The 9,024-nt window shown below is 41.8% G+C and carries 10 protein-coding genes and 1 pseudogene; all 11 read right to left on the bottom strand.

Annotated features, from left to right (window positions below; all coding sequences use genetic code 11):
• Positions 1 to 175, bottom strand: a pseudogene (locus PHF18_RS12735) (V-type ATP synthase subunit A); the annotation flags it as partial.
• The gene (locus tag PHF18_RS12730) at positions 166 to 471 is read right to left on the bottom strand and encodes a V-type ATP synthase subunit F (RefSeq protein WP_300103425.1); all 306 of its coding nucleotides are present in this window, start codon (positions 469 to 471) and stop codon (positions 166 to 168) included. The gene PHF18_RS12730 and the pseudogene PHF18_RS12735, both read right to left, overlap by 10 nt.
• The gene (locus PHF18_RS12725; protein WP_300103423.1) at positions 471 to 1,553 is read right to left on the bottom strand and encodes a V-type ATP synthase subunit C; all 1,083 of its coding nucleotides are present in this window, start codon (positions 1,551 to 1,553) and stop codon (positions 471 to 473) included. The genes PHF18_RS12730 and PHF18_RS12725 overlap by 1 nt, the downstream gene beginning before the upstream one ends.
• A gap of 6 nt (positions 1,554 to 1,559) precedes the next feature.
• Positions 1,560 to 2,111 carry a V-type ATP synthase subunit E gene (locus tag PHF18_RS12720; RefSeq protein WP_300103421.1) on the bottom strand — a complete coding sequence of 184 codons (552 nt, stop codon included), beginning with the start codon at positions 2,109 to 2,111 and terminating at the stop codon, positions 1,560 to 1,562.
• 197 nt (positions 2,112 to 2,308) lie between these two features.
• Positions 2,309 to 2,557 (bottom strand): V-type ATP synthase subunit K, encoded by a 249-nt coding sequence (locus tag PHF18_RS12715; RefSeq protein ID WP_300103419.1) that lies wholly within the window; start codon positions 2,555 to 2,557, stop codon positions 2,309 to 2,311.
• A gap of 4 nt (positions 2,558 to 2,561) precedes the next feature.
• Positions 2,562 to 4,511 carry a V-type ATP synthase subunit I gene (locus PHF18_RS12710; protein WP_300103417.1) on the bottom strand — a complete coding sequence of 650 codons (1,950 nt, stop codon included), beginning with the start codon at positions 4,509 to 4,511 and terminating at the stop codon, positions 2,562 to 2,564.
• The gene (ahaH, locus tag PHF18_RS12705) at positions 4,504 to 4,833 is read right to left on the bottom strand and encodes an ATP synthase archaeal subunit H (protein WP_300103415.1); all 330 of its coding nucleotides are present in this window, start codon (positions 4,831 to 4,833) and stop codon (positions 4,504 to 4,506) included. Before ahaH ends, PHF18_RS12710 begins: the two co-directional genes overlap by 8 nt.
• Positions 4,834 to 5,968: 1,135 nt before the next feature.
• Positions 5,969 to 7,150: a radical SAM protein gene (locus PHF18_RS12700; RefSeq protein WP_300103413.1), complete on the bottom strand. Its 1,182-nt coding sequence runs from the start codon at positions 7,148 to 7,150 to the stop codon at positions 5,969 to 5,971.
• A 138-nt stretch (positions 7,151 to 7,288) separates the two neighbouring features.
• Positions 7,289 to 8,146 (bottom strand): geranylfarnesyl diphosphate synthase, encoded by an 858-nt coding sequence (locus PHF18_RS12695; RefSeq protein ID WP_300103411.1) that lies wholly within the window; start codon positions 8,144 to 8,146, stop codon positions 7,289 to 7,291.
• Between the two features lie 175 nt (positions 8,147 to 8,321).
• Entirely contained in the window at positions 8,322 to 8,702 is a 381-nt protein-coding gene (locus tag PHF18_RS12690) for a cytochrome c maturation protein CcmE (RefSeq protein ID WP_300103409.1), read from the bottom strand.
• A gap of 25 nt (positions 8,703 to 8,727) precedes the next feature.
• A complete protein-coding gene (locus PHF18_RS18100) occupies positions 8,728 to 8,832 on the bottom strand; it encodes a CcmD family protein (protein ID WP_367279199.1) in 105 nt (34 codons plus the stop codon).
• Positions 8,833 to 9,024 lie beyond the last annotated feature (192 nt).

The following is a 9,024-nucleotide window of genomic DNA, read 5'->3' as shown; positions in this document are numbered from 1 at the left end:
TGACACCTCCCGTTTCTTCGTATACCTGGATGATGGTCTTGTCCTTTACTATCTGGATGACTTCACCCATCAACCCTTCATTACCGACTTTGACCAGGTCATACATTTTTGCCTGCAAGCCGATAGCAGTGACGACAGGCCCAGCCACACGATAAATTTCACTTTTTACTTCCACAAATCAACACCTACCGCTTGTTTTATTTTATCTCTTAAACTCGTTGAGCCTGCCCCGCTGCCTCCCAGAGCTACTACTGTGGGCTGGACAGACTCATTCAAGTTTTTCCTTAATACCTCAGGCAGATTACCAATGTCATCATTATGCATTACAAGAATCCCGATACTCTTATCTTCAAGCACCGATTTTACCGCGGACTCGGTGGTTGGGATATCAACGACTTCATACACTTTTCTGATACCAGCCAGCCTGAACCCCGTGACAAACCCGCTCTTTCCGATCACTGCCAATTCCATTAGATAACCACCAACTGGTCTTTAATTAGTGTATCATCGAGGCCAGCCTCCTTGCCTCTGAAAATAATCCGGAGGTTTTTGACCTCATTACTTTTATGGATAATATAGTCCATAATAGGTACAATTGAGATCGGAGATACATGCGAATAAGTGGTTGCAGATTCAAGAGAGTGCCTTGTGAGCCTGCTTTCAACAATAGTCAAAGAAGCTGTCTCCAGCTCCGCGACACTTGAAATTGCATCCCAGTAATGAGTTTTTCGAAGTGCATCGATAAACTGTTCATAAGGAAGCGGTGCCAGTTTCTCGGACTTCAGCTCCATGCCACCTTCGATTATGAGGGGCATGATCTCATCAGACTCCTCGACTCCTGCTCTTTTCAGCCTGAAAAGGGTACCCAGGTTCTTGACATCGACTTCGAGTTTGATGAATCTGACAAAGAGCTTACGGTCCTTGGATCTTGGCTTTCCGATTACAGCAAACAGGCTTGAGTAATAAGCCTTATCAAGCTCGTTTTCGATATATGCCAGGTTAGTCCCGTCAAACTCCTGCAGTAGGGGATAGTAGTCGGTCTCTTTTAGGGCATCAATGACTTCCTGATATGTGGCCTTGGCTGCAAGTTCTGACAGGAAAGTATAGGTAAATTCCCCGGCAGAAATAAGAGACTCGAGGATATCCTCAACTGGTGCATTATAAAGAATACCGCGAAGAAGCGTTTTTATATTCCAGATGTCATACCTTTTGAGATATGCAACGATCAGGTAGTTCAATTCTCCTGAGGTGATCCTGAGCAACTTATCATAGGTGAGCGCAAGATTCCTGTTTAATGCATGTTCTGCCAGGTCGCCACCGCTGTATTTCATTGCCAGTTCGTCAACGTCGTTTTTGTATTCAGATTCCTGGATAAAGCGGGTGATTTCATCAATCCCCATATTGAGAAGCCGTGGATACGTTTCTTTAGGAAGCAGCTTACTCTTCATCGCACGGACACGGGTTACGGCATAAGCATAATTAGAAGTGCCTTTTTTCTTCTTATCGGATTTTCGGTAGGGATTTGTTCCCCAGAGTCTCTCCAAAAGCCGCATCGAACATCACCCGTATAAAGTATCAGATATCTGCTTCAATGAACGCTCATACACGTTTTTCAGGATTGAATCATATGTGAAATCTAACCTGATTGTCCTGTCTTCGTTTTCAATAACAATACCGCCGATACAGTCTATATTACCCGCATAAGTCAATGAGGTTAATTTCCTGGCAGTCTCTTCTGAAGCCTTAGAAGAATAAAATCTAGCACCGCTAGTCTCATACTTGTTGATAATATGCTTCAATAGCTCTTCTTTTTTGGACGCCGGCATTGACTTGATGCTTTCAACTGTCTGGCTATAAACTTTATCTAGAAGTTCTTTGCGCTTGTTAAGCGTAATTCTTTTTACTTCCAGGTTTGCACTTGAGATAACCTGTTGGTGCAGTTTTTGGAGGTCCTCTTCCACCTTGGCAAGGTTGTCCCCGAGCACCTTCTTCTGCACTTCTTTAGCCTCATTTGTGATCTCGGATGCCTTCGCATCGGCTTCGGTTTTTAGACGGGAAACCTCGGCTCTTGCACCCTCCTGGATGTCTTTTATAACGATCTCTAGTCCCATGCTTACACCTCCAAATAAATATAGAGCAAAAAAGTGCTCTAAAGCTTAGAGCAGAAACTCTAAGCTGCTTAGAGTGCAACGATACCTAAGGGAAACTTAGAGCATATAACACTCCAACTCCGCCTGGTAAGAAACAAACACCCAGAGAAGCTCAGAGTAATGCTCTAAGAAATTTAAGAGCGAAATACGCTCTTAAATTAAGCAGAATTGATAAGCAATGAAGCGACAAGACCGAAGATAACGATGGTTTCAGGAATGACAGTAAGGATCAGACCCTTACCGAATAACCCTTCGTTTTCTGCCATAGCGCCAATTGCTGCGGTGCCGATTTCCTTTTCAGCCCATGCAGATGCAAGCCCAGTTACTGTGATTGCGAGTGCTGCACCAAGTGCTTTCATTCCGTCTGCGTCCAGGAAAGGTCCACTAACTAATTCTTCTCCTACCATGTTTTTATTCCTCCGTGTATTTTCTGATGTATCCAAATGGGTTGTATTTTTTGCCCCCGCCCGAGTAGAATTTTCCGAAGAATTCTACGTACTGCAACCTGAGTGCATGCAGTCCGGGAGCGATAATACTCAGAACGGTATTTAGAGAGTGTCCGAGTATAAACACGATTATTGCAGCTATTGCTAAGAAACCAATCTGAGAATGATCAGCCCAGATCATTTTAAATGCAATATCATTGACTGTTGATGCGATGTATATCGAAGACAACCCTACCGCTATGATACGGGAATAAGAAAGCGCGTTACCCATCAGCGATGGCAACTCAACAACGCCCTGAATTCCTTCTCCTTTGAGAAGCATCAAAACGGCGATTACAAAGACAGCAGCTCCAACGTATGTTAGAATGGAATTACCGCCGAGTACTCCGATAGCTGCTATAAGTACACCGACCTCTATAATGATCCAACTGCCTTTTTCAAGAAGCCCGTGCATAAATCCATGGTGCCTGGCAATATTTGAAAATCCAAGCAAAAACCCGAGATTTAATTGAAGCAGTCCTATGATGACAGTTACACCAATCATCGTCATTATCATGTGAGTTCTATGGATCGGGAACGTAAATTCCTCGCCTGAGAGCCCTCCAAACAGAACAATAGTTTCCCAGCCCGGAATCAGGCCTGGAACTACACCATGTGCAGTATGAAGACTCGCTAATGAGAATCCTAAAAACTCGCCATAAATAATTCCGAATATAAATGTTGATATCTGACAATATATCAGAATATTCATGAGAGGCTTCACTGCATCTGATTTTACTGCTTTTTTGACAGCCAGTGCAAGTACTCCCAGAATCAGTGCATATCCGATGTCTCCGAGAATCAGCCCATACATCAGTGGGAAAGTGAATAAGATCACTGAGGATGGATCGAGTTCAGTATACTTGGGCCTGGAGTACAGGTCCATGATCTCCTGCATCGGCGCTGCAATTTTTGAGTTGTTGTACTCAACAGGGACATGCTCCTCATCCTCTTCATCAATTTCGAGGCTTGTGACGTATGCCTTGCCATTAGTGGCACTGTTGACTGCACTGACAACTTTGTCATAATCCTCGGTGGGAGTCCAGCCTTCGATTATGAATGCATTTGCAGATGTAGCGATCCTTAGAGGCAATTCTGCCTTCTGACTCTCGATGCTCAAGACCTCGTCGCTGGAAAGGATGAAATCGGTATACTTGACTTTCAAGGATTCGATATCAGCCCTTAAGGACTCGGTCTTCTTGGTGACTTCGGCTTCTTTCTGTTCGATAAATCTTAACAGCTCGCTTGGGACACCACCTCTTTCCGGAACTCTGAGGTCTCTGAATCCAAGATCTTGAAGTAATTCGCTGACTTTGTCGGCATCTTTTTTGGCTACAAACAGTACAACCGCTTTTGATTGAGGGTCAGAGTACAGCTCGTAAGCTTTGGTGATGCTTGAAATCTGACTTCCATCCAGGCTTCCTTTTACAGTACCCGCGAAAACCTTAAGGTTCTCGTAGCCACGGTAATCATCAAAGTCGAGATTGATGGACAGATAAGGCAGGATTTCCTTCTTCTGGGAATCCAGGTCTTTCAACTCATTATCAAGTTGGGCAATTGATTCTGTTTTAGTTGCAATTGTCCTGTCCAGCTCATTCAGCTTCGAATCAAGGTCGCGTAGAACAGAGTCAGTATTCTGAACTACCGGTTCTTTTTTTACAATCCCCAAAAAATTGGAGATGGAACGGATCTTCACAAGCTTTTTCGAGACTTCTTCTGCGTTATTAAATGGCTTGCTGATCTTAAAACCAGACTCGTCCTCGACAAAATCTTCAATATGAAAGAGATTTGTATCATGCAATGAATCGATGGTGTCTTTTAGAATGCTTTTATGCCCGACAATAACGGCCTTTGTCATCTCTTTAGGTCTACTCATTAAGGACCGCCCTCTCAAACTCCTGTACAAGGTACTTGACGGATTTGTCGATGTTAGCTTGAGCTTTTTGGGACATGGCTAATGCGTTTTTTTCACCATCGTTGACGATCTTATCTCTTTCCTCCAGGATCTTTTCTTCACCTACTTTAAAAGAGTCTTGTGCAGCTTTATGTGCATTGATATCGGCCTGCCTCAGGATTTCCCTGGCTTCGGCCCGAGCATCGGAGATGCGCTTGTTTTTGGAATCAATGGCATCGTCAACCATTGATTTAGCGCTCTCTTCCGCTTTTTTTAGTTCGGATAAGATTTCATTTTTAGCCATGTGAATCTCCGTCTCTAAAAATTTAATATATAAATTAATAATTAAAAATCCCTACTCCAATGGAGGTAGTTAACAAATCCTTCGCGGAAGAACTATATAACAGCTTCGGTTTTATCGGAGAGGGATAGAGTAATTATAATGAATATTCATTATATATCGAATTCACAGGAAATTTTTAAGAAATTTAGAAATATAAATAGCAAAATATGTGGTTTAAATCCAAAAGATTAAATAGAACAGTAAAAAATAATTAAATATAAACAGTCGAATATAATTGATAGGCAAAAAAATGTTAAATCTTGCCTGCATTAAAAGAATAGCAACGCCATGAAAAGAACTTTTTCGAATTAATATATTAATAGATGATTTAAAAATCATTTTAAAATAAATGTGAATCTTCAGCTTTGATTTAAGACTTTGTAATATAAATTGCACAGGAAGATTCAACCTTAAAACAGACACAACATCGTCTTTTAGAGATACAAAAATCACAGCGATTTTAAAAAGAAAAAAATGAATTTATTAAGAGGAAAGAATGGAACAGTCTTAAAAAAAAATGATGAATAATAAGGAGATATAAACCTGTTTTCTCAGAAGTGTAGAGTTTATTTTAGACAAACTTAACCCCGTTTTTAAATAGGTATTCGAATTAAGAATATGCTGCACAATTCCCAAATGAAAGTTATTCCTGGAAATTCGAGGGTTAAAAGGCTTTGATTTCAGAAGAAAATTCAAAATAAAGCTCCTACAATCCATTAAAAATTTAGAAAGAAAACAAAAAAATAATTATCGTAAAAATCTCGGATTAGAGTTTAAAAACAGGAAAAAATAATACAAGAGAAACAGGGCAGAAGGAAAAGAAAAGACAAAAAAATCATGAACAGAAGGAACCATGAAAAAATGAAAAACCAAAATAAGTAAAATTTGTATCCTCTTAAAATTCTAGGGAGAATTTTCCAACTAGAAAAATAAGAAACAATTTTATCATACAGTTTGGAAGTTAACTATGCCACATGAGTGTGTATTCCAAACTTGGGAAACTTGTTAATATTTTAGCGCATGTGTGAAATATACGTTTTCCCATACAATTTGAAGAGGATACTAAAAGTTCCTTTTAAAAAACATTAAAAGGGAATTATTTAAGCCTGTAAGGAATTCTGGCCCCTTTCGGGATAGTGTGTATATACTCCTTCCGGAAGTCAGGGTTTCGCATCATGCAATAGGCTGCGTCATCCTTCTTGTAGGCATTATGCTTCCCCATGCGTTTCCAGATCGTTTCCAGAGGCTCTTCACCTATATTGCCAAAAGATAGTGGGGTATATGCACAGGGCATGACCTCTCCGTCCGAAGCGACGTGCATCCAGCGCCTGCCAGCAAAGCACCCGAAAAGCTCAGGGCCCATAAAGTAGGGAAAAGCTGTTACCCTCGGCCCTTCGGGTTTGCTGTTCATGGCTTTTTGGAAAGTCTGAAGCCTTGATACATCCTTTTCGCTTATTACCTCATCCTCATGTTCAAGCCAGCGCCCTACTGCAATTATTTCATAGATTGACATCTCCTTCACTTCCAGATCGGCTGCAAGGGAATAGAACTCCTCAAGATCGTCAATATTATGCGGGGAAACAACCACAAACATATCAGTAAGGATTCCAGCAGCACTCGCGTTTTTTACTCCATCAATTGCATCCCGGTATGCACCGCTCCGTCCCCTGAAGCGGTCGTGCTCAGCTTCAAACGGGCTGTCAAAGCTGATCCTTGAGGCGTAAAGTCCTGCAGCTTTAAGTGCCTTTGCCCTTTCTTCAGACAGTTTGAAGCCTGAAGTAAAACATGTGGCGATTGCCTTGGTCTTGTCTACTCTGGCTACCATCTCAACGAGATCATCCCTGAGCATCGTCTCTCCGCCGTCAAAGGAAACCAGGTATGCTCCAAGTTCAAGGCTCTGATCCACAGCGGAACAGATCTCATCAAGGGTCATTTCCCTTTCAGGTTTTATGTCGGCTGCTCCGCAGTGAATACATCGATTTGGACAGCGGGCGGTAATCCCTATTGAAAATTGATCCGGAACACGTTTCTTCATTATGGCTGCAATCTCAGCACTTATAACCCGGCTGAAAACGGGACCCGGGATAGGAGGAACCCAGGTCGAAAAAATAATCTCGTCTTCGTTTATTGAGATGGGTTTTTCTTCCGCAAAGATGTTGTTTATACGTTTCAGAAAGGGTTTTGCAAGCTGGGAAAGAGGGCCTTCTGCATCGAGCACCAGCTTTTCATTTTCTGTACTGGCATTTACCTTAATCACCGGACTATCATATACTCGCATGGATACACCTGATAAAGTTAGTGTCAAAAACTGAAAACTTTTAGGGTTAAAGTAAGAAACTAAATGACATCATTTTTGGTATTCTAGACACAGAAATTCGACAAAGTAAGTTCATTTTTCAGGAAGAGTGGAGCTAAATCAGACATTTTCAAGCATGTCTATAGTTATATAATCAGTTATCTGGAAAAGCTTATCCCTTGCTGGACACTCTCGGAATGTTCTAAGGGTTTCCTTTGCGGCACTAACATGCAGCTTTACAGAATCTATGGACTTTTCTAATGCGTCTTCCTTTGACATGTCCCTCATGTAAATGTGCGGCAGGGTTTCAGACGTAAATTTAGATTCCTTGCCCTCAACAACTTCCAGAAATTCAAGGATGTCATCAACAATCTGGTATGCGGTTCCCAGGGAATTCCCAAAGAAGCTAAAACGCTCCGCAAGAGTCTCGTCTGCTCCTCCGGCATAAGCACCAATGGATGCACTGATTGCGAATAGAGAAGCTGTCTTCTTATAGATACACTTAAAATAGTCGCTTTCTCCGAAGTTATCGTCATCAAGCCTCAGGTCAAGGACTTCTCCTTCCGCCATATCCATTCCTGCCTTTCCGAAATCTCGAATTACCTTTTCCCCATAAGGAGAAATGAACGCAATTGATTTTGCGATAAGATAATCCCCACAGAGCAGTGCTCTGGAAGGTCCGAATTTTTCAGGAGCAGAAGGAAGGTTCCTCCGGATAAGCCCCTGATCCAGCAGGTCATCATGAATTAAGGAAGCCGAGTGCATCATTTCAACAGCAAGGGCTGCATTAAGGCTCCGGGAATATGAGCCTGAACAAATCTCGCTGACCAGAAGCAGGATAATTGGCCGAATTCGTTTTCCCCCTGAATGACAGACATGTTCAACCATTTTTTTTAAGCCGGATTCCTCTATTCGGGAAATCGAGTCCTCTATCCCGGCTTCTACATATCCGTATTCTTCCCATTCTTCAATATTCATAAAGCCCTCAGCAGGAAACCCCTGAGTTTAGCTCAGGAGAGGAATGCGTCAACTTCCACATCCTGCTCTATTGAATTAGTTTTGTATTAATTTAATGAGGGCGAATAAATCACCCTCCACCTACATACGTAGGGTAATACTTATCTGAATTTTAGTTCAGGGTAGTTGACCAATATTACTCCGTATACTTTGACGGACATCCGGTAACTATCTTATTTGCCTCAAACGTAGATTCGGAAACCATTGTTCCGCTGATGGTCACCTGTTTTCCTTCGGCAAGATTAGAAGGAAGGTTTCCTACATAATTCACATGTATCTTAAGATTTTCATCATTTTCATCATTCAGTTCAAATGATGTCATACCAGGAGACTTTTCAAGGCTTCCAACCTCTACAATCCCCATGGCATTTATATTCTGCCCGGCATAGCCCGGAGGGTCAGAGAGAAGCTCAGATACCGCAAGGTATCCGTCTGAAGAGTCAATCCCATATAAACCTATGATAAACACACCAGCAATAAACGCAACTGCAAGCAATGTTTTCTTTTTTTTATTCATCTTAAAACCCCGTATAGCTCGATCATTACATTAACCTTTTGTTGAACTCTGCATACGTCTTAAGTAATGAAAGGAGGTAGACAAATATGAGTGCCCAGCTGATAGCAAACGCCAGAATGAAGGGTTCCATTTGTATCACGATCTCTAAGGTAGGATGCCCGTTAATTCAGTGACTGGAGGAATACCTTCAACTTTCAGGCATTACTTCCATTTTCAGGCATTACTTCCACTTTGTTGGCTTTGTTGGATTTTTCCACTTTCAGGCATTACTTCCACGTTCAGGCAGTACGTTCACTTTATTGGATTTCTCCACTCTGCTTTG

The sequence above is a fragment of the Methanosarcina sp. genome (assembly GCF_028693135.1).
In the GTDB taxonomy this organism is placed as follows: domain Archaea; phylum Halobacteriota; class Methanosarcinia; order Methanosarcinales; family Methanosarcinaceae; genus Methanosarcina.
This window is presented reverse-complemented; position numbering and strand designations above follow the sequence as displayed.

Coding starts and splice junctions, on each gene's coding strand:
- PHF18_RS12730 (WP_300103425.1), bottom strand. CDS start 471: ATGGAATTGGCAGTGATCGGAAAGAGCGGGTTTGTCACGGGGTTCAGG.
- PHF18_RS12725 (WP_300103423.1), bottom strand. CDS start 1,553: ATGCGGCTTTTGGAGAGACTCTGGGGAACAAATCCCTACCGAAAATCC.
- PHF18_RS12720 (WP_300103421.1), bottom strand. CDS start 2,111: ATGGGACTAGAGATCGTTATAAAAGACATCCAGGAGGGTGCAAGAGCC.
- PHF18_RS12715 (WP_300103419.1), bottom strand. CDS start 2,557: ATGGTAGGAGAAGAATTAGTTAGTGGACCTTTCCTGGACGCAGACGGA.
- PHF18_RS12710 (WP_300103417.1), bottom strand. CDS start 4,511: ATGAGTAGACCTAAAGAGATGACAAAGGCCGTTATTGTCGGGCATAAA.
- ahaH (WP_300103415.1), bottom strand. CDS start 4,833: ATGGCTAAAAATGAAATCTTATCCGAACTAAAAAAAGCGGAAGAGAGC.
- PHF18_RS12700 (WP_300103413.1), bottom strand. CDS start 7,150: ATGCGAGTATATGATAGTCCGGTGATTAAGGTAAATGCCAGTACAGAA.
- PHF18_RS12695 (WP_300103411.1), bottom strand. CDS start 8,146: ATGAATATTGAAGAATGGGAAGAATACGGATATGTAGAAGCCGGGATA.
- PHF18_RS12690 (WP_300103409.1), bottom strand. CDS start 8,702: ATGAATAAAAAAAAGAAAACATTGCTTGCAGTTGCGTTTATTGCTGGT.
- PHF18_RS18100 (WP_367279199.1), bottom strand. CDS start 8,832: ATGGAACCCTTCATTCTGGCGTTTGCTATCAGCTGGGCACTCATATTT.